The 25,547-nt window shown below is 54.1% G+C and carries 22 protein-coding genes; 9 read left to right on the forward strand and 13 right to left on the reverse strand.

Annotated features, from left to right (window positions below; translation table 11 throughout):
• Positions 1 to 33: 33 nt before the first annotated feature.
• Positions 34 to 384: a HopJ type III effector protein gene (locus tag OEZ10_04175; protein ID MDH5632172.1), complete on the forward strand. Its 351-nt coding sequence runs from the start codon at positions 34 to 36 to the stop codon at positions 382 to 384.
• Positions 385 to 486: 102 nt separating this feature from the next.
• On the forward strand, positions 487 to 1,722 hold the full coding sequence (locus OEZ10_04180) for a sodium:proton antiporter (GenBank protein MDH5632173.1): 1,236 nt from the start codon (positions 487 to 489) through the stop codon (positions 1,720 to 1,722).
• A gap of 295 nt (positions 1,723 to 2,017) precedes the next feature.
• Here OEZ10_04180 and OEZ10_04185 read toward each other — a convergent pair whose 3' ends face one another.
• On the reverse strand, positions 2,018 to 3,232 hold the full coding sequence (locus OEZ10_04185; GenBank protein MDH5632174.1) for a prolyl oligopeptidase family serine peptidase: 1,215 nt from the start codon (positions 3,230 to 3,232) through the stop codon (positions 2,018 to 2,020).
• A 247-nt stretch (positions 3,233 to 3,479) separates the two neighbouring features.
• Between OEZ10_04185 and OEZ10_04190 the strand changes: the two genes are divergently transcribed.
• Complete coding sequence (locus tag OEZ10_04190) at positions 3,480 to 4,949, forward strand: sigma 54-interacting transcriptional regulator (protein ID MDH5632175.1); 1,470 nt, start codon at positions 3,480 to 3,482, stop codon at positions 4,947 to 4,949.
• A 12-nt stretch (positions 4,950 to 4,961) separates the two neighbouring features.
• Here OEZ10_04190 and ntrC read toward each other — a convergent pair whose 3' ends face one another.
• The 7 genes from ntrC to OEZ10_04225 all read right to left on the reverse strand — a co-directional run bounded on the left by ntrC (position 4,962) and on the right by OEZ10_04225 (position 13,554).
• On the reverse strand, positions 4,962 to 6,365 hold the full coding sequence (ntrC, locus tag OEZ10_04195) for a nitrogen regulation protein NR(I) (GenBank protein MDH5632176.1): 1,404 nt from the start codon (positions 6,363 to 6,365) through the stop codon (positions 4,962 to 4,964).
• Entirely contained in the window at positions 6,349 to 7,419 is a 1,071-nt protein-coding gene (gene glnL / locus OEZ10_04200) for a nitrogen regulation protein NR(II) (GenBank protein MDH5632177.1), read from the reverse strand. Before glnL ends, ntrC begins: the two co-directional genes overlap by 17 nt.
• A gap of 202 nt (positions 7,420 to 7,621) precedes the next feature.
• Complete coding sequence (gene glnA, locus OEZ10_04205; GenBank protein MDH5632178.1) at positions 7,622 to 9,031, reverse strand: glutamate--ammonia ligase; 1,410 nt, start codon at positions 9,029 to 9,031, stop codon at positions 7,622 to 7,624.
• 281 nt (positions 9,032 to 9,312) lie between these two features.
• Positions 9,313 to 10,518: a cation diffusion facilitator family transporter gene (locus OEZ10_04210; GenBank protein MDH5632179.1), complete on the reverse strand. Its 1,206-nt coding sequence runs from the start codon at positions 10,516 to 10,518 to the stop codon at positions 9,313 to 9,315.
• Complete coding sequence (locus OEZ10_04215; GenBank protein MDH5632180.1) at positions 10,508 to 10,741, reverse strand: sulfurtransferase TusA family protein; 234 nt, start codon at positions 10,739 to 10,741, stop codon at positions 10,508 to 10,510. Before OEZ10_04215 ends, OEZ10_04210 begins: the two co-directional genes overlap by 11 nt.
• Before the next feature lie 13 nt (positions 10,742 to 10,754).
• A complete protein-coding gene (locus tag OEZ10_04220) occupies positions 10,755 to 11,804 on the reverse strand; it encodes a tRNA (5-methylaminomethyl-2-thiouridylate)-methyltransferase (protein MDH5632181.1) in 1,050 nt (349 codons plus the stop codon).
• Between the two features lie 376 nt (positions 11,805 to 12,180).
• Positions 12,181 to 13,554 carry a hypothetical protein gene (locus OEZ10_04225; GenBank protein ID MDH5632182.1) on the reverse strand — a complete coding sequence of 458 codons (1,374 nt, stop codon included), beginning with the start codon at positions 13,552 to 13,554 and terminating at the stop codon, positions 12,181 to 12,183.
• A gap of 153 nt (positions 13,555 to 13,707) precedes the next feature.
• On the opposite strand from OEZ10_04225, the gene mtgA reads away from it, so the two are divergent.
• From mtgA to OEZ10_04255, 6 genes are all read left to right on the forward strand, one after another.
• Positions 13,708 to 14,487 (forward strand): monofunctional biosynthetic peptidoglycan transglycosylase, encoded by a 780-nt coding sequence (gene mtgA, locus OEZ10_04230; protein MDH5632183.1) that lies wholly within the window; start codon positions 13,708 to 13,710, stop codon positions 14,485 to 14,487.
• A gap of 84 nt (positions 14,488 to 14,571) precedes the next feature.
• The gene (gene glyQ, locus OEZ10_04235) at positions 14,572 to 15,468 is read left to right on the forward strand and encodes a glycine--tRNA ligase subunit alpha (GenBank protein ID MDH5632184.1); all 897 of its coding nucleotides are present in this window, start codon (positions 14,572 to 14,574) and stop codon (positions 15,466 to 15,468) included.
• Positions 15,461 to 17,593 (forward strand): glycine--tRNA ligase subunit beta, encoded by a 2,133-nt coding sequence (gene glyS, locus OEZ10_04240; GenBank protein MDH5632185.1) that lies wholly within the window; start codon positions 15,461 to 15,463, stop codon positions 17,591 to 17,593. The genes glyQ and glyS overlap by 8 nt, the downstream gene beginning before the upstream one ends.
• 120 nt (positions 17,594 to 17,713) lie before the next feature.
• Positions 17,714 to 18,052: a nucleoside triphosphate pyrophosphohydrolase family protein gene (locus OEZ10_04245; protein ID MDH5632186.1), complete on the forward strand. Its 339-nt coding sequence runs from the start codon at positions 17,714 to 17,716 to the stop codon at positions 18,050 to 18,052.
• Between the two features lie 8 nt (positions 18,053 to 18,060).
• Positions 18,061 to 18,612: a D-glycero-beta-D-manno-heptose 1,7-bisphosphate 7-phosphatase gene (gene gmhB, locus OEZ10_04250; GenBank protein MDH5632187.1), complete on the forward strand. Its 552-nt coding sequence runs from the start codon at positions 18,061 to 18,063 to the stop codon at positions 18,610 to 18,612.
• 3 nt (positions 18,613 to 18,615) lie between these two features.
• Positions 18,616 to 19,377 carry a 1-acyl-sn-glycerol-3-phosphate acyltransferase gene (locus OEZ10_04255; protein ID MDH5632188.1) on the forward strand — a complete coding sequence of 254 codons (762 nt, stop codon included), beginning with the start codon at positions 18,616 to 18,618 and terminating at the stop codon, positions 19,375 to 19,377.
• On the opposite strand, the gene OEZ10_04260 is transcribed toward OEZ10_04255, so the two are convergent.
• The 5 genes from OEZ10_04260 to OEZ10_04280 all read right to left on the reverse strand — a co-directional run bounded on the left by OEZ10_04260 (position 19,374) and on the right by OEZ10_04280 (position 25,483).
• Positions 19,374 to 21,641 carry a HAMP domain-containing histidine kinase gene (locus OEZ10_04260; GenBank protein MDH5632189.1) on the reverse strand — a complete coding sequence of 756 codons (2,268 nt, stop codon included), beginning with the start codon at positions 21,639 to 21,641 and terminating at the stop codon, positions 19,374 to 19,376. The two genes, OEZ10_04255 and OEZ10_04260, sit on opposite strands and share 4 nt — an antisense overlap.
• Before the next feature lie 125 nt (positions 21,642 to 21,766).
• Positions 21,767 to 22,240, reverse strand: coding sequence for a DUF2269 domain-containing protein (locus OEZ10_04265; protein ID MDH5632190.1), 474 nt, complete (start codon positions 22,238 to 22,240; stop codon positions 21,767 to 21,769).
• A 139-nt stretch (positions 22,241 to 22,379) separates the two neighbouring features.
• Complete coding sequence (rsmA, locus tag OEZ10_04270; protein ID MDH5632191.1) at positions 22,380 to 23,171, reverse strand: 16S rRNA (adenine(1518)-N(6)/adenine(1519)-N(6))-dimethyltransferase RsmA; 792 nt, start codon at positions 23,169 to 23,171, stop codon at positions 22,380 to 22,382.
• Complete coding sequence (gene pdxA / locus OEZ10_04275; protein MDH5632192.1) at positions 23,164 to 24,162, reverse strand: 4-hydroxythreonine-4-phosphate dehydrogenase PdxA; 999 nt, start codon at positions 24,160 to 24,162, stop codon at positions 23,164 to 23,166. The genes rsmA and pdxA overlap by 8 nt, the downstream gene beginning before the upstream one ends.
• Complete coding sequence (locus OEZ10_04280) at positions 24,152 to 25,483, reverse strand: peptidylprolyl isomerase (GenBank protein ID MDH5632193.1); 1,332 nt, start codon at positions 25,481 to 25,483, stop codon at positions 24,152 to 24,154. The genes pdxA and OEZ10_04280 overlap by 11 nt, the downstream gene beginning before the upstream one ends.
• Positions 25,484 to 25,547: the final 64 nt, after the last annotated feature.

Consider the following 25,547-nt stretch of genomic DNA (forward strand, 5'->3'; position numbering starts at 1 on the left):
CTGATGAATAATAATGATTTGAACAGGTGGATTATGTATACGATTGAAAGCCTGCTTGAGATGTTGCGCAGTAATCCCGAAAACGTCAGCTTTGATGACTGCATCGCAGTGATTGATGCCAATTACGAGTTCACTCCTACCGCATTCAGAAATGGCATGCTGGTGAATAATGCCGGCGAGAACAACGGTTCCTGCAAGATTTTCGCCTTTGCAAAATTGCAAGGCCTCGATAAAACACAGACCCTGCACTGTTTTGGCGATTATTATCGAAAGGATGTGCTGGGCTCGCCTGATGGTGATGATCATCAGAATATACGAAATTTCATGCAAACCGGATGGAGTACGCTCGGATTTGACGGTGTTGCACTGGCTGCCAGGTCTTAACGCTGCCTTCAAGCTGAAGGATGGCAGCTGTGCTGGAAATTCCGGCTGTGGCGTACTTCTGAAACCGGTTATGGATCGAAAGGCGCCATTACGGAGAGATGAATGACCATACTTGATACTACCGCTATCCTGATTTCGCTCGCGGCTTTTTTATCCTGGGTTAATTACCGCTTTATCGGTTTGCCGCAAGTCATCGGCCTGATGATCGTGGCACTGGTGCTGTCCACCGGTGTGCTCGTGATCGGACAGTTTCGGCCGGAAATCATGATCCCGGTGCAGCGGGTATTGACCAGTGTTGATTTCAACCAGGCGCTGATGCACGGCATGTTGAGCTTTCTTTTGTTTGCCGGTGCCCTGCATATCAATCTCAATGACCTGGCCCGGCAGAAATGGGTAGTGGGTACGCTCGCATCCATTGGTGTAATCGCCACGACATTTATTGTCGGAACTGTCATGTGGTGGATCATCAGCCAGGTGCATCCCGGGTTTCCGTATTTATACGGCCTGCTGTTTGGTGCGCTGATCGCGCCGACAGACCCGATTGCGGTTATGGCAATACTGAAGACCGCCGGCGTACCCGACAGCTTGCGCATCAAGATTGCCGGTGAGTCACTGTTTAATGACGGCGTTGCCGTGGTCGTATTTATTGTCCTGCTGCGCCTGGCATCCGGCGAGGCGGACATATCGGCCATGTCCATTGCCGGATTGTTTGTCATGGAGGCGTTGGGTGGCGCGATATTTGGCCTGGTGCTGGGTTTTGTCGTATACCAGCTCATCAGGCGCGTCGACAACTACCAGATCGAAATCATGATGAGCCTGGCACTGGTGATGGGCGGTTATTCACTGGCCAGTGCCTGGCACCTGTCCGGCCCCATTGCCATTGTTGTCGCCGGACTGTTTATGGGAAACCAGGGCCGATACTTTGGCATGTCGGAAAAAACCCGTGAGCATCTGGATACTTTCTGGGAACTGGTTGACGAGATGTTGAACGCCTTGCTGTTCCTGTTGATCGGTCTAGAAGTCATGGTGATAAGTATCACCGGTGAATATCTTGGCCTCGGGCTGATTGCCATTGTCGTGGCCTTGCTGGCACGTTTTGTCAGCGTGGCAGTACCGGTCTCCATCATGAAGCGGTTTCGGGAGTTCACGCCGGGTTCGGTACGGTTGCTTACGTGGGGCGGGCTTCGCGGGGGTATATCAGTAGCGTTGGCATTGTCATTACCGGCAGGACCTTACCGCGAGGTTGTGCTCGCGATAACCTACATTGTTGTTGTGTTTTCCATAATTGTGCAGGGGCTGAGTATCAAGCCGTTGGCAAGATGGCTGCTTAATCGATAAACAAGAACCCGGCCACAAGCCAGGAAAGAGCAGGAAGTTTTCAGCCTGTTAAATGCTGCTGGATGAGCCGGGAATTCGCTTCAGAGTCCGAACTCACCCTGCAGTAGTACACTCATGCCTTCAAAGTCTGAATTACCGGCCTGGCTGAATCCCTGTTTGATAGAAAGGGGCATCTCGAACCAGCCTGGTGGCGTTGTTTCCGGAAAAGTATAAGTATAAAATATTGTTAATGTGAAAAAACATCCGCATCATGATGATCATGATGCGGATTAACGGATTGTCTTCGTGATAACTGTTAAAGATCGGTAGCCATTGTGCTGAACAGGCTGTTTGCATAAGTGAAATAGGGGAAGAAACAGTTGCTGTGTGTGGTCGGAAGTCCACCGAGATAGCAGTCAACACTGTCTACATCGGCAGCACCATTGGCCTGCATGGATGCAACCGCGAGCGGCGTATTGAAATAAGGCACTGATACGTCGTCCGGACCATGAAAGAACCGGGTCATGGTAACCGGTGCCCAGTTGTAGATGTCATTTTCCGCGATTGCGCTCTTGAGCGGGCCTTCACCACTGCCAAGAAAGTCGGCGCGAAAAGCGGGATTGAACAAGTCAGCAGTGACGGTGGTCAATAGCGCGTTGATTTCCTCCTTGTTCAGGGTCCCGTCAAAACTGTTGTTGATAGCGTCGACATACGGGGCCTGGAAATAATCCGGAATGCGATTGAAGTTGTAGGCAGTATCATAGGCTTTCAATACAAATCCGACATAGGCAGGCACGGGCAAGCTTGTTGATGCAACGATAGCCATGGCTGTTGTGCTCATGTCAAAAGGACCCGCAGCGGGCGCGGAAGCGGTGATCGGGAATTCCACGGCGAAGTCATTTTCCAGTGAGCGTTGCGCCGCCAGTGTCGCGTACCCGCCTTCCGAGTAGCCAGCCAGGAACAACTGACCGTTAAGTTTCAGCTGGTTTCGCGTCGCCAGGGTAGCGGTAGCGTGCAACATATCAACAGTTGTAGATGCCAGGGTCCTGGCATGAATAAACGGGTGCATCACACCGCTGGTGTCGCCATAACCAATGTAATTTGCGGCCGCGACAACGTAACCCTGGGACGCAAACATAACAGCTATATCCGCGTAACTGACTTCAGGAGCAGTTTCGGCACCTCCCGCCATGGACGATGGAGCCTTGTTCAGAAACAGGGTGCCGTGCTGCAGGCTGATTAGCGGGCTGGTTGCGCCCGGGTCCTTTACCGGCGCTGTGATCAGGCCCGAAACGGAAACAAGATTCCCGTCGGCATCAGGAGTTGAGTAGACTATCTTGTAGGCGGTGACATCATAGGCGGCATTGAGCCCGGCGAGGCCATACGATGTATAGGCAGACATCATGGCGTCGGCAGCAGCAACCGGTATGGTTGCCAGTTCCGTCTGCTCGAGCAGTGCTCCCCGGTGAGCAACAAATTTATCTGCTTCCGGTCCGCAGGCTGTCAGCAGTACAAAGAAAAGTACAAACACCGGGACAAGACACCTCTGTCTGAATGAAAAGCAATAGCATTCTGGGCCTGGCATGATTCATCCTCCATGTGAAGTGGTGGCAGGGAGAGCCACCTTCACTCCATGCGTTTGCAGTAAATGTGCCAGTTTTACAGGGTTTGCTAACCTATTGACTTTCAGTAAATAAATATAAAACTCGTTATTAGTGTCCGGAAACAACTAATTGGAAATAGACACGGTATGTATACGGGTGTACATTGGATGCGCTATGGGCACGAAAAAACTGACTTCGGCCGAACGCACATTCCTTGATAATGCTGTCGGGGTTATTTATGCCAACCCGTTCAGCGCAGATCGTGACCTGGTCGACAAGAGGCTGGTGGATTTTCCCGCCGGGGAAAATTATACCCTTCGTTACCAAAGAATTATTTCCGCCATCGCTGACGGCGTGTCGGGCCTCGTCTCCAGTGGGCACCACGATATCAGGCAGTTCAGCGGTACAGCACGTGATTTGCTGGAAAGCGTCCTGATTTTCCACGTCTATCACCAGGTTTTTCTGGAGTTCGACTCGTTAATCGAAAAGCAGCTGGGTAACGGCGATACCCCGGTCAAGGTCCCTTTTGCGCGTGATGCACTGGCCATGCTTCACAGCTTCGGGTTCGCAGAGGAAGCGGCGGAAAGATACTTCGCGGCGTTTTTCCAGATTCGGCGCGCGTATTATTTTATCGGAACATCTATTATTGGCAGAAGCCCGTGCATGCGCGGCTTGCGAGAAGCGCTCTGGAACAACGTAATTACCAGTGACATCGGCTTGTACATGAGAACCCTGGTCGGACGCATGGAGGATTACTCAACACTGTTGCTCGGTGAAACCGGTTGCGGCAAGGGTATCAGTGCCGCAGCCATAGGCCGATCAGCCTTTATACCATTTGATAGCAACCGCGGCTGTTTCAGGCTTAATTTTAACCGGTCATTTATGTCCATTAACCTGTCCCAGTTTTCCGAGTCGCTTATTGAATCGGAACTGTTTGGTCATGAGAAAGGCGCATTTACCGGGGCAGTCAGTAATTATGAAGGCGTGTTGGCCAGGTGCTCCCGTTACGGCGCCGTTTTCCTGGACGAGATCGGCGAGGTATCGTTACCGGTGCAGGTGAAACTGCTGCGCGTGCTCGAGGATCGGAGGTTCATGCCTGTCGGAAGTTATGAGCAGAAGCAGTTCGAGGGTCGAATTATCGCGGCGACAAACCAGTCACTCGACAGGCTCCGGGAGGAAAACCGTTTTCGTGATGACTTTTATTACCGGCTTTGCTCCGATGTCATTCATGTGCCGCCGTTAAGGCAGCGTATTGCCGAGGACGAAGAAGAGCTTGATGATCTCGTTGTTCATACACTGGCCCGGATTGTCGGCACGTCATCACCGGAGCTCGCGGACCGGGTAATCTCATGTATTCGTGACCAGATACCGCGTGACTATCCGTGGCCAGGAAATGTGCGTGAACTCGAGCAATGTATACGGCGCTTGCTGCTGAAACGTCGGTATGAGGCAGGCCCCGCTAGTCTGCATAAAACGAACGATATTGATGGAATGCTGAAGCTTGTCGAGCAGGGCAGCGCCAGTGCGCAGGAGCTTTTATCCAGCTATTGCAGGAAGCTCTACGGACAACACGGTTCCTACGAGACCGTGGCCCGAATCACCCGGCTGGATCGCCGGACAGTCAAGAAATATATCGATATATAACCCGGGCAGGAGTCAATGCTCCTGCACATTCAGTTCCTTCAGTTTGCGCGTCAGTGTATTGCGTCCCCAGCCCAGGCGCTTGGCTGCTTCCTGTTTGCGTCCGCCTGTGTACTTTAATGCCTCTTCGATCAGTACGCGTTCGAATTCTTCGTTAAGCGCCTGAAAGATATCCGAGTCGCCGCGCGCAAGCTGCTGGTCAACGAACTGCTTCAGCTGCAACTGCCAGGCATCCTCTATTTCACCGGAATGTTCTTCGCGCAATTCCGGTGGCAGGTCTCCGGTGCGTATGGTTTGCCCGGGTGCCATGACCGTCAGCCAGCGACAGGCGTTTTCCAGTTGCCTTACATTGCCCGGCCAGGCGAGTCGCGCCAGGTAATTCTGTGCGTCCACATCAATCTTTTTCGGTTCGACATTGAGTTCCGTGGCAGACTTGTCGAGAAAGTAGCGTGTAAGCGCCGGAATATCCTCGCGCCTCTCTTTCAGTGATGGCAGATGAATACGAATAACATTCAGACGATGGAACAGGTCTTCGCGGAAGCGACCTTCCACGACGCGCTTTTCCAGGTTCTGGTTGGTGGCGGCAATAATGCGCACGTCAGTCTGTATTTGCTCGCGTCCGCCGACACGGTAAAAACGACCATCAGACAATACGCGTAACAGCCGGGTTTGCAGTTCAGCCGGCATGTCACCGATTTCATCCAGGAATAGTGTGCCCCCGCGCGCCTGCTCAAAACGGCCGATGCGTTGTGAGTGTGCGCCGGTAAAAGCGCCTTTCTCGTGCCCGAACAATTCCGATTCCAGCAGCTCCGCGGGAATCGCGGCAATGTTAATGGCAACGAAGGTTTTGTCGGCGCGCGGGCTGTGATTGTGCAGTGCTCTTGCCACCAGTTCCTTGCCGGTGCCGGATTCACCATTGATCAAGACGCTGAGATTGGAGTTGGCCAGTCGCCCGATAGCGCGGAACACTTCCTGCATGGCCGGTGCTTCACCGATAATCTCCGTCTGGTATTCAGGCGTTTCGACAGCGGTGCTGTTGAAATTGCTGCGCCGGTGTTCAATGGCGCGTCGCACGAGGGACACGGCATCGTCCATATCAAATGGTTTGGGCAGGTATTCGAATGCGCCACCCTGGTATGATGCCACCGCGCTCTCGAGATCGGTGTGTGCCGTCATGATGATGACCGGTATGTCAGGCGCCTGTTTCTGGATGGTTTGCAATAATTCGAGCCCACTCAGGCCCGGCATGCGAATGTCGGTAACAATGACATCGGGACGCTTGCGCTCGAGCAACTCGGCAATACCTTCAGCGGACTCAAAACATTCCACGGCCAGTTCGGCCTGTTCCAGCGCCTTCTGCAGCACCCATCGAATGGAACGATCATCGTCGATGACCCAGACTCTATCCTTGGCGGCCATGCGGATTCTCCAGCGGCAAAAAGATTGAAAATACGGTTTTGCCAGGGCGACTTTCGACCTGCACCAGGCCGCCGTGGCGGGCAACAATATCCTGGGTTATGGACAGGCCGAGCCCGGTACCATCGGGTCGGCCGGTTACCAGCGGATAAAAAATATCGTTGCGAATATCTTCGGGGATGCCTGGCCCGCTGTCTTCGATATCAATGCGCACGGCCAGGCGATGCCGTTCGCCGCCAATGGTGAACTGGCGTTCGATCCTGGACCGCAGGACCAGGTGGCCGTTTCCGGCCATGGCTTCAATGGCGTTGCGGCAAAGATTCAGCAAAGCCTGGATCATCTGGTCACGATCCAGTGATAATTCCGGCAGGCTCGGGTCATAGTCGCCGCGAATAATCAGCTTGCTGCCGGATTCAACACGCACCAGTTTGCGTACGTGCTGCAGCAATTCGTGAATATTGCAGGGTTCGCGATTGAGTGGCTGGTTGGGGCCAAACATGCGATCGATCAGGTTACGAAGCCGGTCGGCTTCTTCAATGATGATGCGTGTGTACTCTTTCAGTTCTTCGCTGGGCAATTCGCGCTCCAGCAGTTGCGCAGCGCCGCGAATGCCACCCAACGGGTTCTTGATTTCATGGGCGACGCCACGAATTACGGCGCGGTTGGTCATGTGCTGGCTGAGCATTTTCTCTTCCTGCGCCAGTCGCAGTACTCGGTCAGTCTGGTTCAACTCGAGAACAATATTATGTACACCATGGCCCTCGTTGATCGGGTTAATGGTGTAGTCGACGGTAATGGATTCGCCGTTCGGCAGGCGCAACATGGTCTCGCGGGTGGTAAATGGATGTTGGCTGGCGAGTGTATCGTTCAGCGCCTGGATCAGCTCCGGGTTATTGGGCAGCCAGGATTCGATGTGTTCACCGACAATCTGGCGTGAGCTCGAGTCCAGCAACATTTCCCCGGCCGGGTTTATCGCCCGCAACCGGAGGTCGGCATCCAGGCTCAGCACAGCCGTGCTAAGACTGTCCAGGGTTTGCTGTGACAGATGTGTGCTCATGGCCGCATGCTTCGTAATGTTAGTGCTCACTCTCACAATTAGGGTTCTAACATCTTGAATTCTATCTGTTTTCGCTTTGCACCAAAATAGTGCAAATTGGATTTTGGCAAATAAAAACGCCCCCAATCGGTGGGGGCGTTTCACCGCTCGGTCAAATGCAGTGCCAACAGCGGAGCCGGCACTGCTACGGGATGCCCCCGTCTTACATGCTGTAGTACATGTCGAATTCAACCGGATGCGTGGTCATACGCAGACGGGTGACTTCTTCCATCTTCAGCTTGATGTAGGCATCGATCATGTCGTCAGTGAACACGCCACCGGCGGTCAGGAATGCGCGATCCTTGTTCAGTTCGTCCAGCGCCTGGTCCAGGGCATGGCAAACAGTCGGGATGGCGGCTTCTTCTTCTGGCGGCAGGTCGTACAGGTCCTTGTCCATGGCTTCGCCCGGGTGGATCTTGTTCTGGATGCCGTCGAGACCGGCCATCATCAGCGCGGCGAAAGTCAGGTACGGGTTGCCGGAAGCATCCGGGAAGCGTACTTCGATGCGACGCGCTTTTGGGTTGGTTACGTACGGAATACGAATGGAAGCAGAACGGTTGCGGGCAGAGTAGGCCAGCATAACCGGGGCTTCGAAGTGCGGTACCAGGCGCTTGTAGGAGTTGGTGGAAGCATTGCAGAAGGCATTCAGTGCCTTGGCATGCTTGATTACGCCACCGATGTAGTACAGCGCGGTTTCTGACAGGCCGCCGTATTCGTTGCCAATGAACAGGTTCTTGCCGTCCTTGGACAGCGACATGTGCACGTGCATACCGGAACCGTTGTCACCTACCAGCGGCTTGGGCATGAAGGTCGCGGTCTTGCCGTAATTGTGGGCAACGTTCTGAACCACGTATTTCAGGATCTGGTTCTGGTCAGCGCGTTTTACCAGGGTATTGAACGCGGTACCGATTTCACACTGGCCGGCAGTGGCCACTTCGTGATGGTGTACTTCAACGCCAACGCCCATTTCTTCCAGTGCCAGGCACATGGTGGAACGGATGTCCTGCAGCGAGTCGACCGGCGGAACCGGGAAGTAACCACCCTTGACGCCGGGACGGTGACCCATGTTACCGCCTTCGTAAACACGCTCGGAAGACCACTGGGCTTCTTCGGAATCCACCTTATAGAAGGCGCCACTCATGTCTGCACCCCAGCGAACGTCTTCCAGGATAAAGAATTCCGGTTCCGGACCAAAGAAAGCGGTATCGGCAATGCCGGTGCTCTTCAGGTATTCTTCGGCACGCTTGCCGATGGACCGAGGATCGCGCTCGTAACCCTGCATGGTTGATGGCTCAACGATGTCGCAGCGAATGATCAGCGTTGGCTCTTCCATGAACGGGTCCATCACGGCGCTGTCAGCATCCGGCATCAGGATCATGTCGGATTCGTTAATGCCTTTCCAGCCGGCAATGGATGAACCGTCGAACATTTTGCCTTCTTCAAACATGGCTTCGTTGGCTTCACGGACCGGCAGCGATACGTGCTGTTCCTTGCCCTTGGTGTCGGTGAAACGCAGGTCGATAAACTTGACCTGGTTGTCTTTAATGGTCTTGAGCACATCAGCGACTGACATGATTTCCTCCTACGTCGGAATATTGATGCCCTTGTGGGGCGGCTAAATTTTTGATCCAGGCGGATTACCCGCCTGGATCGTGAAACTGGCACGTTGGCTTTGTCGGCCTCGGTGTTTGAAGTCGTGCATAAGCACCAAACTTGTGCTCTAGTAATGCACGCGGCGTGCCAAGTTATTCGTTTCGATAACTCATTGAATATACGAACAAAATTGTTTCGTCGCCTGTTTAGAACGCACCATTATGTAGCATTCTGGTCACTAAATGCACCATTATGGTGCATTTAGTGAAAGTACAGCACAATTTCGCCCAGTTCCGGGTCATCCTTGATGGTGTCCTGGAACTCTTGCGTCAGCGCGTCGGCTTCGTCTTCGTCGCTGGCATAGTTAATGGGCAGTACGATTTCCGCGTTCACCTTGCCATTCATATAGTGCAGGGTGATACGTTCAATATCGCCGGCGGCCGGGATGCCGGTAAAATATTTGCCTAGTCGAGGAATGATCTCCTGCCTCAGTGGCAATTTCGCCGTTTTTGCATTATTCAGATCATCCTCGGCATCTACATGGACAGTGACATCGGCCACTTCCGGAATGTCGGCAATGACACTGCGGCGTACGGTTTCGCTGATCTGATGACCTTCGCTGACGCTGAGACTGGGTTCCACCTGGATATGTACGTCTACCAAGGCGATACCGCCCATGCGTCGGGTACGCAACATATGCAATGAGCGGACGCCGGAAGTGCTCTTGATGACCTTGTGAATGGCTTCAACCCGGTCCTGGTCCAGGCCGGTATCAATAAGTTCGTGGATGCTGGTCCAGGCCAGCTCCCAGCCTATCTTGGCAACCATGGCGGCAACAATAACCGCGGCAATGGCATCGAGATATTCGAGGCCGGCCATGGTACCGACGACACCGATGATGACGACGATGGACGAGATGGCATCACTTCGACTGTGCCAGGCGTTGGCGCGTAACAGGTCGGAGTTGTATTTGCGCGCGGCGTGCATGGTGTAATGATAAATGGCTTCCTTGGACACCACTGAAGCACCGGCAATAATCAGCGCCCACATACCCGGTTGCAACAGCAGGTCCGGCTCAAACAATCGTCGTGTCGAATCAATGGCAATTCCGATGGAGACGCCGATAAGCGCAATACCCAGTCCGACAGTGGCAATGGTTTCGATGCGGCCGTGACCATAGGGATGTTCGTCATCAGCCTCGGCGCTGGCATGTTTTGCGGCATACAACACCATGAAATCCGTTGCCAGGTCAGACAGCGAGTGTACGCCGTCGGCAATCAAAGCCTGTGAATGACTGATAAAACCGACAACAATCTTGGCGACACCCAGCAGCAGGTCGATGACTGAGCCGATCAGCGTGACTTTTAGCGTATCCTTGTAACGCGCTCCTTGGTTGACGTCCTGCTGCAAGCCATGACCGCTGACATGGTGGCCCGAATGTGAATGGGGGTGATGACTATGCGCCATGGTGGACCTCCAGGCGGATAATCACTTCATGATCGTTATCGACCGTTTCAACAACCGTGTGGCCGTTGATTCGGCACCAGGTAGGTATGTCGTTCAGGGCGCCATGATCGGTGCAGACAACTTCCAGCATTTCACCGGAGGCCATGCCATTGACCTTGTCCTGGGTCCTTATGACCGGCATCGGGCACAGCATATTTCGGGCATCCAGTGTTTCCATAATTATTTACTCAATGCGTTTACAGGTACCATTCCTGGGGCAGTTCATCCGGGTGTAGTGGTGCCACCTTATATTCAGTAACCATATCGGACAAGTCATGTATGGAAACCGTGACCTCATCGTCTGTTCGGCCCTTGCCAAACCGCGCGGTCAGGCGCGCAGCCAGCAGCAGGTCATTTTCGCTGACAGTACCGGATTCTGCATCCAGCAGCACCAGTGGGCCGCGATGGCTGCTGGCATGCATGTGAACAAATCGGTTGCGGTAACCGCGCAGGAAATTATTTTCACCATCGTCGCGCCCAATGATGAGTTTGAAATGTGGTCTCGGCCTCACGTGGCGCCCGACCTTGAGCAGCATTATGTCATCAATTTCGTATCGTTTTTCACCGCGAACCTGCCACAAGTCGGCAAGCTTGCGTGAGTAGTTGGCATCAGTAAGGAAGCAGCAGCCACCTGCCGGTTGGGCGTAATCATTGAACCCGAGCTGGTTGGCCAGTGCCATTTGCGGCTTGCGATTGCGACCGGAGAAATCGAGCAGCTTGTTCCTGTCTACCCAGCCTTCGCGCTCGGGCAGGGTTTCCGGAAGTATCCTGGCGCATAATGGCCTGAGTAACAGATCCCTGGCACCGGATTCGCGGGCGATCACGGGCATTGTGTCCTTGCGTTGTGACATGGGTCGTTGTCCGACCACTTCACCGGTGACAATAAAATCAAAATCGTGCTGCTGTATCCACTCGAGTGCTTTCCGGACCATGAATCCCTTGCAGTCGAGACAAGGGTTAAGGTTGGCGCCGTAACCATGTTTCGGGTTTATGACGACATCCTTGTATTCCTCGATGATGTCAACGATGTGTAGTTTGATGCCCAGCTGTTCAGCCACCCATAGCGCGTTGTTGCGCTTTTCCTTGTTCTTGTCCTTGTTGCGTATGGCGTGCGTATGGCCTTCTACGCAGAAGCCGGTGTAAAAGTTGATGCCTTCCACATGAATGCCCTGGTCGAGCATTAACTTGGCGGCGAGCAGTGAATCCAGTCCACCGGAAATCAGGGCGGCGGCTTTTCGTTGGGTCATGGCTTGAATACACATCTGTAATCCAGGGAAGCGTCGGATTTTATCTCAAAACTGTCCCTGACAGGTATGCCCGGTTGTGCCTGTCGGCGCTGAACGGGACAGCTTCTTCGGACTGGTCGTGAAGTTGGCCAAATAAAAAACGGACCCGAGAGCCCGTTTTTTATTTACGCTGATAATAATTATGGTCCTGCTTTTTTGTGTGCTTGCAGCCCGTTTTTTGGTCGCTGGGCTTTTTTTGGCCTCTTTCGGGCCCTTCTCCTCCACCGGTGGTCCAAGCGTGTCGTGCCACCTACTGGAATGACCTTACTCTAATCCTGTGTTCCTGTCCATAATCAAAATTATTCTCATTTAAAACCGGCGGTATTGGTAAAACTATTTATTTCATAATGTTTTTGTTGTCCGAGCCATCGACCATGCGCAGTTCTTTCCAGTTGTAGCGGCGAATATGGGCACTTTTGCCTGGTTCAAATTCTCCCTGATCGACCCGGCTGTAGACTACTGGCTCATCGCAATTGTAGACATAGCGTTTTGTCGGGTAGTGCAGCTTGATGGCGCCGAGTTCCCCCGCCTCACAGGGGATGGGATTGGTCTTGCTGGCCTTGCCTCTTGCCAGGGCGCCAAGGGTCTCCAGATCGGTGTCGAGATTCTTGTAAGGATTGGCTCCGGAGCTTTTTGGTGTCGCTTCAGTATTTTCTGTTGATGGCTCAGTAACGGTTTCCGTCACCGCCGGTGGTGTTGGCGCGATACTCGAGGTCGGTACTGGCTGCCATTGGGCAAGGGAAATGTGAGGCAGTGACAGCTGCAACCAATGCAGGACAGGTACGAGCCAAAGCGCCAGCCAGGCAAGGTGCAGCAATCCAACCGGTCGACCTAACCGAATATAAGGCACTGGTGCAATCAGCAGCCAGGCCAGTATGTGTCGCCGCGGCAGAAATGTGTCACTGCTGGTAGCCAGTGCGCGCAAGTGCGCCATGCGTTTGGCGGCCCAGGGTTCGGTGGACACCAGTTCATTCAATGACATCCAGAAGTGAGCGCCTTCCAACCCCTGTTTGGCAAACTCCGGAATATTGACCGACTTCCAGCGTTCACTGCGGGTGACTTCGACGGCCAGGCCAAAGGCGGCGTCCACCTTGTTTTTGCAGGCACCCAGGCCGGCGCGATCATAATGATAGGTTTGCGCACGTCGCCAGGCTGTACCCAGCAGTGGCAGGACCAGTGCCGGTGCCAGAAAAAAGCGCCAGGATCGATACGGGTCAGTGAGCTTTGCCAGTTGCTGACCCATGTGAAATTCAATGGCACCCTGGCGCTCGGTTAGCGCGGCAATGATGTCCCCGTCCAGCGCCAGATGGTAGCGGCCGAAGACGCGAACGCTCTCGAGCAGTTGTTCGTGCCCGCAAATGTAGGCAGTGGGAACGTCGTCAATATTGAGTCGATCACAGGCTTTGTGCAGCCGCGCGAACAGGTCGGGCTGCTGTTTTTCAGTGAGCGCCACTGCGAATCCACGTAATTTGCTGAGACGGCGAATTCTGTACAGTGCGTGTACAAGCCAGGTGACGACGAGTGTGGCGAACACGAGCGGCGGCAGCAGGGTGTCGCGAACTCTCGCCTCAAGAGGTGTGTACTGGGCCAGCCATTGCGGCAGTTGGAACCATAAATAGCCCAGCAAGCTGCCCCAGAATCCCAGTGACAGCAGCAGCGTGATGACAAACAGCGGTTTGTAATGTTGGTAGCGAAGAATGGCTGCGCTCATGGACCTGGTCGATCTTTCCCTGTTTTGTACCGAATTATTGTAGGTAATGGCCTGAATATTTGTTTTCGGCGGTGCGTTGTTTCATTATTTCATGGCTTTCTATGCTAAACCATAATATAGATGATTTCCCTGATTTCGCGGTGGACCGCCTGAATGACCTGGCCTTTTCGACGCCGATTGCGACGATCCCGTGACCCCGGTTCCCGGGTAGTTGCCGGTGTGCGCTGGATTGGCCGTATCCTGCGCTGGTCTTTCCGGTTGTTGCTGGTATTCATAATTGTCGATTTGTTTTACGTGGCCACACAATGGCCGGATTGGGATGCGCTGCAAAAGGGCTCGATACCCAAATCAAACTTTATCCTGTCTTACCAGCGAGACTTGAAGAAACCGCGGCACAAAAACTTGCCGCCGCTCCGATGGCGACCCGTTAGCTATGACAAAATCCCTCAGCACATGATTCGTGCCGTCGTAGTTGCCGAAGATAGCCGCTTTTACCAGCACGATGGCTTCGATCTCATCGCATTTCGCGAAGCTATGGATCAAAACCTCAGTCGTGGAAAGCTGGCATTTGGGGCCAGTACAATTTCCCAGCAAACCGTGAAAAACCTGTTTCTTACCGGGTCGCGGGATTTTCTGCGTAAATGGCACGAACTGCTGCTGACCTGGGGCATGGAACGCAACCTGAAGAAGCGCCGGATCATGGAGCTTTATCTCAATATTGCCGAGTTTGGCAAAGGGATCTACGGTGTTGAGGCGGCGTCGCTGCATTACTGGAACAAGCCGGTCAGCCAGGTCACCTGGCGCCAGGCAGCGGAACTGGCCGCGTGCCTGCCCAGCCCGAAAAAACACAACCCGACGACCCGCACGCCAGCCTTTGAGCGACGTGTCGACAAGATCTATTACTGGTTGATGCAGAACCAGAACGGAACCTGAGTCGTACGCTGCGATTATGCCTGACGCTGGCAGCAAGGCCGCGTTATAATCGCGGGCCGTTTAGCCTGAACAGAGGGATTTCGCTTGTATTTCCAGGACCTGATTTTCAACCTTCAGCAATATTGGGCTGGCCAGGGCTGCGTCGTGGTTCAGCCGTATGACATGGAAATGGGCGCTGGCACATTTCATCCGGCGACTTTCCTCGCGGCCATTGGCCCCGAGCCTGCACGCACCGCCTACGCGCAACCTTGCCGTCGACCTACAGATGGTCGGTACGGTGAAAATCCCAACCGGCTTCAGCATTACTACCAGTTCCAGGTCATCCTGAAACCGTCACCATCCAATATCCAGGAGCTGTACCTGGGCTCATTGAAAAAGCTGGGTATTGATGTGTTAACCAACGATATTCGTTTTGTTGAAGACAACTGGGAGTCGCCCACCCTTGGTGCCTGGGGCCTGGGCTGGGAAGTCTGGCTGAACGGTATGGAAGTCACCCAGTTCACTTACTTTCAGCAGGTGGGCGCGCTGGAATGCAGGCCGGTAACCGGTGAAATTACCTATGGTCTTGAGCGTATCGCCATGTACCTTCAGGGTGTAGACAGTATTTTTGATCTGCAATGGAACGAGAGATTTACTTACGGCGACATTTTTCACCAGAACGAGGTGGAATTTTCAGGATTCAATTTTGAACATGCCAACACCGAGTTGTTGTTCAGGCAATTTGATGATTGCGAATCCGAGTGCAAGCGCCTGGTGGAAGCCGGCGTGCCGCTGCCGGCCTATGAAATGGTGCTGAAAGCCTCGCATGCATTTAACCTGCTGGATGCACGCAGTGCCATTAGCGTCACCGAGCGTGCGCGTTATATTGGCCGCGTGCGCGGACTGGCACGATTGATTGCGCAAGCGTATTACGATTCCCGTGAAGCTCTTGGTTTTCCGAAGCTCAAGGCAGTAAAGGGCAAGGAGGCAGCCAATGGCTAAGAAAGCAAAAAAGAAGAGCGCCGGAAAAACCGCGCGCAAGGCTGCAACCAGGTCATCCACCGATCTATTGATCGAGTTAGGTACGGAAGAGTTGCCGCCGAAGGCGCTGAAGTCACTGAGTGAAAATCTTGGTCGTTTCGTGCATGAGGGGCTGGCAGAGGCCGGGCTGCTCGAGTCGGATGATTACCGTGTGTTTGCCGCGCCGCGTCGACTGGCCGTGTTGTTTGGCAAGGTGCGATTGCAGCAACCTGATCGCGAAACGGAGCGAAAAGGGCCGGCGGCGCAGGCGGCATTTGATGCTGATGGTAAGCCAACAAAGGCGCTGGAAGGTTTTGCCCGTTCCTGCGGTGTGACCCCGGACAAGCTGGAAAAAGTGCAGACCGACAAGGGTGAGTGGATGGTGTTCCGCAGCCTCGAAAAGGGCCAGAAAGCCGCTGTCCTCGTTCCGGCGATATTCGAAAACGCACTGAAAAAATTGCCTATCCCCAAGCGCATGCGCTGGGGCGACCTGGATGCGGAATTTGTCCGACCGGTACACTGGTTACTCATGTTGCACGGCGACAAGTTGGTACCAGCGGAAATGCTGGCGGTCAAATCCGGACGTGTCAGTTATGGTCATCGCTTTCACGCGCCGAAGGCCATACGCATTCCTGCGGCAAAAGATTATGAGCGCTTGCTGAAATCCCAGGGCAAGGTAATTGCGAATTTTGCCGTGCGTCAGCAGTTGATACGCAGTGGTGTCGAAAAGCTGGCTGTCAAACAAAAAGGCCAGGCCGTGATCAATGTGGACTTGCTTGATGAAGTCACCAGCCTGGTGGAATGGCCTGAACCGGTACTCGGCTCCTTTGACCATGCGTTCCTTGATGTGCCTGCTGAAGCGCTGATCAGCAGCATGCAGGATCATCAGAAGTATTTTCCTGTCATCGGTCGCAGCGGCAAGCTGATGCCGCATTTTATTACGGTGGCCAACATCAAGAGCCGGAAACCGGCCGCCGTGCGTGCGGGTAACGAGCGTGTATTGCGTGCCCGCTTTTCCGATGCCAAGTTCTTCTGGGATACGGACCGCAAAACGGCACTGGCTGATCGTATCGCTGCACTCAAGGATGTGGTATTTCACGTCAAGCTTGGCACGGTCCATGACAAGGTTGAGCGCGTGAAAAAACTCAGCGCTGTCATCGCCACTGAGCTGGGCGGCGACAAGGCCATGGCAACGCGTGCTGCACAACTTGCCCGCGCCGATCTTATGACCGGTATGGTATTCGAGTTCCCTGATTTGCAGGGCATTATGGGCAGGTACTACGCCGTCCATGATGGTGAGCCGGCCGACGTCGCGGCCGCCATGGAAGAACAGTACATGCCGCGATTTGCCGGCGACCAGTTACCGAAAACGGCAACCGGCCAGGCACTGGCAGTTGCCGAAAAAATTGACTCCATTGTCGGTATCTTCAGTATCGGCGAGGTGCCAACCGGCGACAAGGATCCGTTTGCCTTGCGTCGCGCCGCTTTGGGCGCCTTGCGTATCATGATTGAGGCCGATCTGGATCTGGATTTGCTGGCCCTGGTCCGCAGTGCGGCAGCCAGCCAGCCGGGACAGTTTGATATGGATAAAGCCAGTCATGAGGTATACGGCTTCATGATGGAGCGATTGCGCGCCTATTACGCTGACCAGGGAGTAGCCCATGACGAGTTTGAATCTGTGCTGGCGACGAAGCCTTCCAGGCCGCTGGATTTCGACCGGCGCATCAAGGCAGTCAAGGCTTTCCGCAAGCTCAAGGAAGCTGAACCCCTGACGGCAGCCAACAAGCGTATTCGCAACATACTCAAGCAGGGTGGTACTGCCAACCGGGATCATGTTTCGAAACAGCTGTTGTCGGAACCGGCTGAGGTGGCACTGGCGGACAAGGTCATCGCCATGAGTGCTGAGCTGGAACCGGTGTTTGCCAAGGGCGACTACACTGCTGCGATGAAGAAGCTGGCAGCGCTGCGACCACAGGTGGATGACTTCTTTGACAAGGTCATGGTGATGGTGGACGAGGAAGCGGTACGTGACAATCGCCTGGCATTGCTGGATAGCCTGGGCAGGCTGTTTCTTCGTATCGCGGATTTGTCAAAACTGCAGGGATAAAAAACGGCCTGTTACTGACCGCATGTTCTCGGCAGCAGCCTTGCAGGCCGGATTGTAAACGGGTTTGCCGGATCGGATTGTCGGCGAACGGCCACGGTAAATTATGGAACACAAGCAGATATGACTGACCAGGATTCCTACCAGGCCATGCTTGACGCAGTACAGGCATTTCACTGCAAGCATGATTTCAGAAATACCGGTGGCGAGGAGCTGACCTACCGAATTGCGTTGATGAGTGAAGAGCTCGGTGAAATGGCGGCAGCGGTAACCAAGGGCAAGAGCATTGAGAGCCTGGCCGAGGAGACCGCCGATTTGTTTATTCTGCTGATCGGCACGGCTATTGCCGCTGATTTTGATTTGAAAGCAGCCTTCTGGAAGAAAATGGACAAAATCATGCAGCGTGAGTCAAAAATGGTAAATGGCCGGATCCGGGTATCCGAGTTCCGGGATATGGACTAGGTGGCGGTATGAAACTTGTTATTCTCGACAGGGACGGAGTCATCAACCAGGATTCTGACCAGTTCATCAAGTCACCTGATGAATGGATTCCGATTCCCGGCAGCCTGGAGGCAATCGGGCGCCTGAACCGGGAGGGCTGGCGCGTGGTGATCGCCACCAACCAGTCCGGCATCGCCCGCAACCTGTTTAACATGGACATGCTCAATCGCATCCACGACAAAATGGTGCAAATGGTTGCAGGAAAGGGCGGTGAAGTGGACGGTATTTTTTTCTGTCCCCATGGCCCGGGTGATGCCTGTCGTTGTCGCAAGCCGAGACCGGGATTGTTCGAGGATATCGCCGAACGTTTTCGTATCCAGTTGAATGACGTATTTGCTGTTGGTGACTCGGAGCGCGATATTGTTGCAGCCCGCGATGCCAAGGCCAGGCCGGTACTGGTCAAGACCGGAAAGGGTCGCAGTACCGCCAAAACGTCCACCGAGCTGGATGGTGTGCCGGTGTTTCGTGATCTGGCTGAATTTGTTGACACCCTGGTACAGGGCAAGCTGGAAGAGTACTGATTCATGATGCAATGGATTCGATCAATCCTGTATACCGTGTTTATGCCGGTTTCGCTGGTGCTTTTTGTTGGTCCCGGCCTGATCCTGTATTTCTTTCCGTATTCCTGGCGTTATCGCTATATGGCCTTGTGGCCGGCTTTCCAGACGTGGTTGCTCAAGGTGCTGTGTGGTATCCGTTATGAAGTGGAGGGCCGGGAAAACATGCCTGAAGGCAACGCCATTATCCTGGCAAAGCATCAGTCAACCTGGGAAACCTTCGCCTTTGTCAAACTGTTTCCCCGGCAGACCTACGTGTTCAAGCGCGAACTGTTATGGCTACCGTTTTTCGGCTGGGCGCTGGCCATGTTGCATCCCATTGCCATTGATCGAGGCGCCGGCCGCAAGGCGGTTGAGCAGTTGATCAGTCGCGGGCGCGAACGCCTCAAGGAAGGGCTTTGGGTGATCGTGTTCCCGGAAGGTACGCGCATGGCTACCCATACCCGCGGCAAGTACAAGCTTGGTGGCGCAATACTGGCAGCTGAAACCGGATACCCGGTTGTACCTGTTGCGCACAATGCCGGCAGCTTCTGGCCGCGCAAGCAGGTATACAAACAGCCGGGAACAGTCAGGGTGTGTATTGGCCCGGTGATTCACAGCGAAGGCCGCAAGGCCGATGAAATCATGGCGGATGTGGAGCAATGGATTGAAACCAGGATGCAGGAGCTTGAAGGCCGTGATCAGCCGGCAGAGCTCGTTATCAGGGAATACAAAAAGAAATCCCGCTAGGCATCGTGCCCGGATCTGTATTTCGGCAGGATTACAAAAAACGTTGTGCCCGACCCGGACGAACTGAAGCCGATTTGCCCACCATGGGATTCAACTATGGATTTGGAAATGTTCAGTCCAAGGCCGGTACCGCCTGATTGCCTGGTTGTTGATGTGTTCGCCTGGGTGAATCGTTCAAATATCCGGCCCCGAAATTCTTCGGGAATTCCTTCTCCCTGATCCTTGATATCGATACGCCAACCTTGGCCGGCATCGCAGGTGTCAATGTGTACCTCGGTGTGTTTACGAGTGTGGCGAATGGCGTTGCTGATAATATTGAAAAAGACCTGGATGATACGGCCGCGGTCGCCGTATACCGGCATCTGAAGCGTTATATCCGGCATCGCCAGGCGAACATTGTACCGGGAAGCCAGGATCGCGCCGGTCTCGCAGGCTTCGGAAAGCGCTTCGGTCAGGTCAAAGGGCTTTCTTGATAAAGACAATGTGCCCGCCTGCATTTTGGCGGCGTCCAGCAATTCGTTGATGAGTTCAAGCAGCCTGTCAGAGTTGCGATCTGCGATACCAAGAAGTTCGGTACCGCTGGCGGCGGTAATGTCAATGTTGCCGTGCTTGATCAGCTTGATTGCACCTTGTATTGATGTGAGCGGTGTGCGTAATTCGTGACTGATGGTGGACAGGAAGTCATCCTTGACCTTTTCCGCCCGTTCACGCTCGGCGATTTCGCGAGTCAGCTGCGCGTTGGTACCCGCCAGGGCCTCGCTGATCCGTCGAAACATGCGCTGACTGTCCAGTACCAGCAAAAGCAATGTGTTCATCAGAAAACCGGCAATCACAACAAACTGGGAGTTTCCGGAAAAGGTATTAATGAAAAATTCCTGGTCTGGTGAATAATGACTGTCCAGTTCCAGTGTGCCCAGCATCACCGGTAAATACGTGCCCAGGACCGAGTTGATTCCGGTATGCGAGGCAGTGGACTGATAGAGCATCTTGCCGTCATGGAAAATGCTGATGCTGATATTTTTGCCCACCTCGTATTCGTCGGTATGTCTTTTCAGGGTTGCCAGGACAAGTGCATCCAGCCTGATAAGGGCAATCATTGAGCTGGTGTCATCCCATAGCCTGTAGGTGCTGACAAGGTAGTGGGATCCGTCGCCGGTATCCACCAATAAATGCGTCGCCCGGTCCTGTTGAATGGATTCCGCAAGTTCCTGAATGTGTTCCCGCTTGAACGGGTTGAATCCTTTCTCGCGGTAAATTCTCCTCCGGTGATCACTGATGATGACCGCGCTGAGTTCGGGCAGGTCGTTCCGGTACCGGTGGGTGTCCTGTTCCCAGTACGCAAAATTCTTTTGGCCATGCTGCAGCACGCGATCACGCATGCGGCCGAGAGCCAGGATGTCATTGCGGTAGTTTGTCTGTATGGCCAATGCAAAGGATTTGCCGGCTGATTCGGTCAGGTTTTTCAGGTATCTGTATTCCTTGTCATGGATGGCAAACCAGATGTTCAGCACTATGGCGGCGCCAATCAGCCAGAGCCCGGCCAGGCCTCGTGTCTTGTAGCGTCGGCCGAACATTTGTACATGATGGCGAGCAATCAGGGCCAGTGCCGTAGACAGCAGCACAAATCCCGTGGCCGTGTGTACTGCCATTAGTGTATACGCGCCCCAGTCAAAGGTGTTGACCGGTCCGGCCAGGTAGCCATACAGGGCGCTGTAGGAAATTGCCGCGATAACTGTCGAGATGAGCAATACCAGCATGTTGAAGCTGTAGCGGTAATGTTGCTGACTGCTGATGAGAATCAGCCCCAGCCCTGCCATCAAAAAACAGGTTGCCGTATTGGGAGCCATTCTGCCGGGGTGCGAAGTCTTGGTAGTAACGTAGGCATCCATGAACAGCTGGTCAATGCCGAGGTCGGTATGGGAGATGTACTGCGCGAGTGTCAGGGAGCTCAGGGCCAGCAACAGGAACGCCAGTGTGCGTGTAATGGTGTCGTATCGGAGCCAGTGTGCCAGGATGGCACAGTTGGCGAGGATAAAACCCAGGGCCGTGTTGAATTGCATGGGAACCCAGTCGCTGCGCAGCTGGAAAAGGGTGGAAATATTCAATACCCAGCCGAGCAAGACCAGTAGACCCAGTGCCAGCCCGGCGCTGGCCAGTGCAACCAGAATTGCCGAATCATGTTTTCCGGGGTACGAGTCACCGGCGAAGCGGTTTTTTAACCGCGCTGCAATGGACTTGATCCTGATGGACAGGCTGAATGCCACATCACGCTCCCAACGTTTCCGTGTCTCAACTGTTCCGGTGTTGTAATTGGTTTATTACCGGCTCTTTGTCGGCAGGAAAATTGCCGAACGGGTCGGCCCTGCAACTTTGTTCGCCTACCTGGCTCTTATACCGGTTTAAGTACCATAATAGCAATTATTAAAGGAGGTAAAATCTTGGCTATAGCGCCTGCCAGGACCCATTGCCGTTCGAGCCTCCAGTACTGGTCCGGTATCGGGCCGCCACCGGCAAATTCCCGCGCCAGTCTTGCCTGTCGAACCTGTGCCGGTACCATGAATACTCCCCAGATGATCCCGGACGCCATGAATAGCCACAGGCCCCACATCATCCACGGAGTGTCGACCGGAAGGTTGCCGTGAAGGTGGGCGTTTCCAACGCCGGTGATCAGTATGACTATACTGCCAAGCGTGGTGAACCAGATATCGCCCCGGGTGATCTGGGACTGTGCAAAGGCAATGATTTCGGGTTTGCCGGTACGCACCGCCATGAATTTCCACCAGGAGCTGATCAGGATGTTGCCATAAAAAATAATGATGCCGAGTATGTGCAGAATTTTGATGAACTGGTAGCTGTCCGGCATGACGGGCCCTCATTTGCTGACTGGGTGACTTGTTATTGCCTTGCATGACCATCTGGAACGCGTTGACGGTGCACAATAGAGGATGGCAAACAGGCTTGTCTACCGATGCGCACTATCCTGGCACTGGTGTTTGTGTCATTCATCCCGGGGATTGGTTTGCAATCAGGTTGGAGATAGCGATGTACTCGTCCACGCTGAGCGCCTCAGGACGGTTCTGAGCGTCGATTCCAGTTTGTTGCAGCTGTTCAACAGTAACAAGACCTTTGAGTGTGTTACGTAGCGTCTTGCGCCGTTGAGAAAAGGCTTGCCTGACAACTCTTTCGAACAAATCCATGCTGATGACCGTTTTACTGTGTTCCGGTTCCGGTACAAGTTGAACTATTGCCGAGTCCACTTTTGGTGGAGGGTTGAAAGCGCCGGGCTTGACGATGAACAGTCGTTGGCATCGGCATTGGGCCTGCACCATTATGGAGAGACGGCCATAATCCTTGCCGCCGGGAGCCGCGACAATACGATCAACGACTTCCTTTTGTAGCATGAAAGTCATATCACGAATGCAGGACTGTTGAGTTAGCAGGTGAAAGATCAGCGGTGTCGAGATGTTGTAGGGCAGGTTGCCGACTATACGCAGTTTCCCGTTGCCGGCAAGTGAGCAAAATTCAAATTTCAGTGCATCGGCGCGATGGACAAACAGCTTCTTGCCGTAGTCGGGGTGCTGTTCCAGTCTGTCAGCAAGATCGCGATCCAGCTCAATAACGTCCAGTTTCTGCAGTTTCTGCAGCAATGGGTTGGTCAATGCGCCCAGTCCTGGGCCGATTTCCGTTACGGTATCGCCTGGTTCGGGGGCAATGCAGCCAATAATGCGCTGAATCACATGCTGGTCGTGCAGAAAGTTCTGACCAAAGCGTTTGCGTGGAATATGTTCAGCCATGATCGCTATCCATGCCGGTGGAGGTCAGCCTGATCGCCTGTTCGAGGGCGGCCAGGAGGCTGCCATCATCTATATTGCCGGTGCCGGCAAGATCGAGTGCGGTGCCGTGATCAACTGATGTGCGGATAAATGGCAATCCAAGTGTGATGTTTACCGCCTGGCCGAAGCCGAGGTGCTTTAGTACGGGCAATCCCTGGTCATGATACATGGCCAGCACCGCATCCACTCCTTGCAGTGCTCGTGGCGTGAACGCGGTATCGGCAGGTGTAGGCCCCTGGAGATGTATGCCTTGTTTCCGGTATTCCTCGATGACCGGCATGATGCAGTCAATTTCCTCGTGACCAAGATGGCCGTTCTCCCCGGCATGAGGATTGAGGCCGCAAACATTGATAACCGGGTCAGAAATACCAAACCGGTTGTGCAAGTCATGATGGGTAATGTGAATGATCTCGGTGAGTGACTCGCGGGTAATGCTGCGACTCACTTCGCTTAGCGGGACGTGGGTGGTGGCCAACGCAACCCTCAATTGCGGACAGGCCAGCATCATGACCACCCTGTTTGTCCCGGATCGTTGTGCCAGGTATTCGGTATGCCCGGTAAACGGTATGCCGGCGTCATTGATGATGCCTTTGTGCACGGGTCCGGTAACCATGGCAGCGAATTCATGATTCAGGCAGCCATCAATGGCCCGGTCCAGGGTATCCAGAACATAGCGGCTGTTGGCGGCGTTGAGTTGACCGGCGATGGCGTTGCTGCTGTTTGCCACCGGCTCAATGTAAAAACCCGGCAGTATCGTGCCGGGCTTCCAGGGCTGGCTGTTCAGAGGCAGATCCAGTTGCCGTGCTCGAGCCTGGAGCATGTCCGGGTCAGCTATGCATACCACTGGAACCGGTAACGCTGCGCATGAAAGTCTTACCGCAAGATCAGGCCCGATACCGGCGGGTTCGCCTGGCGTAAATGCAATGACTGGTGATGAAAACTTACTGGCCATCAATCAGGATCTGGATATAGGCTTCATCCTGGAGTTCGCGCAGCCATTGCTGATACCGTTCTTCACTCTTGCGCATGACGATCTGGTTGCGCGCTTCGGCGCGATCCAGCAGTTCGCCGATATCCTGCTGCCGACGTTCCAGGACTTCGATGATATGAAATCCGTAATCAGATTTGATGATTGGACCCAGCACACCGATTTTCTGCGTCTGTAGCGCCTTGTCAAATTCGGGTACGGTCTGTCCCGGGTTCATCCAGTCCAGCTTGCCACCCTGTGCTGATGAGCCTGGATCCTCAGAGTGGGCCTGGGCAACCTTGGTGAAATCACCGCCGCCCAGTATGCGATCGCGCAACTGTTCAATCTTGTTGCGTGCCTCGGCCTCCGGCATAACCGCGTTGGTCGCGATCAGGATATGGCGCGCCCGTACCTGGGTAACAATCTTGCTCTTTTTGCTGCTGCGCTTGTTATCCAGTTTCAGGATATGAAAGCCGTTGGCGCTGCGTACCGGCTCGCTGACTTCCCCTGGTTTCATTCTTTCCAGCTCTTCGACGAACACGGCTGGCAACTGGCCGGCCTGGCGCCATCCGAGGTAACCACCTTCGAGAGCCCTGGGTCCCTTTGAGTGAGATGCCGCGACTGTTTTGAAATCCGCGCCATTGCGCAATTGCTTGACCAGGCCCTCGGTTTTTGTCGCCAGTGCCTTGATGATTTCTGTGGTAGCGTTTTCCGGCAGCGGCAGCAGGATGTGCGAGACCTCGTAGCTGTCACCGGTATTGGCGCGCATGGTGTTTTCGAGAAAGTCACTGACTTCTGCTTCCGAAACATGTATCCGGCGTTTTACTTCGCGCTCTACCAGCTTTTGTTGCAGCAGTTGATCACGCACCTGTTCCCGGTACTCGGCCATGGTCAGGTTGTCCCGCTCCAGTTGCTGGCGCAGTTTCTTGTCAGTCAGATTGTTTCTTTTCCTGATTTGTTCGATGGCGTTGTCAATTTCCTGGTCGCTGGTCTTGAGGCCGGTTGCTTCGGCGAGTTGGGATTGCAAACGGTCAATAATGGTTTTGCCCAACACTTGTTGGCGCAGAATGGATTCCGGCGGCAGGGCGATTTTACGTTCCTTCATTGACCTTCGTGCGCGCTCAAGTTCCTGGTTCAGTTCGCGCTCGGTAATGATGTCGTCGTTGACGGTCGCGGCGATTCGATCAACCGCGTTTTCGATGGCAGTTTCCGCCGCTACTGCTGACGGCAAAGCAAATCCGGACATGGCGATACAAAGAGCGATACCGGCACAGGTTGCCGGGAGCTGACGCTGGGTGGTTTTCATAGTTTTTTGGCTCGAGTTGTTGCTTTGGGTACCTGGCTGGAGCCATGCTGGCTCACTTTGTTTC

It is taken from the genome of Gammaproteobacteria bacterium (assembly GCA_029880545.1).
Classification (GTDB): domain Bacteria; phylum Pseudomonadota; class Gammaproteobacteria; order Acidiferrobacterales; family SZUA-150; genus JAOUOD01.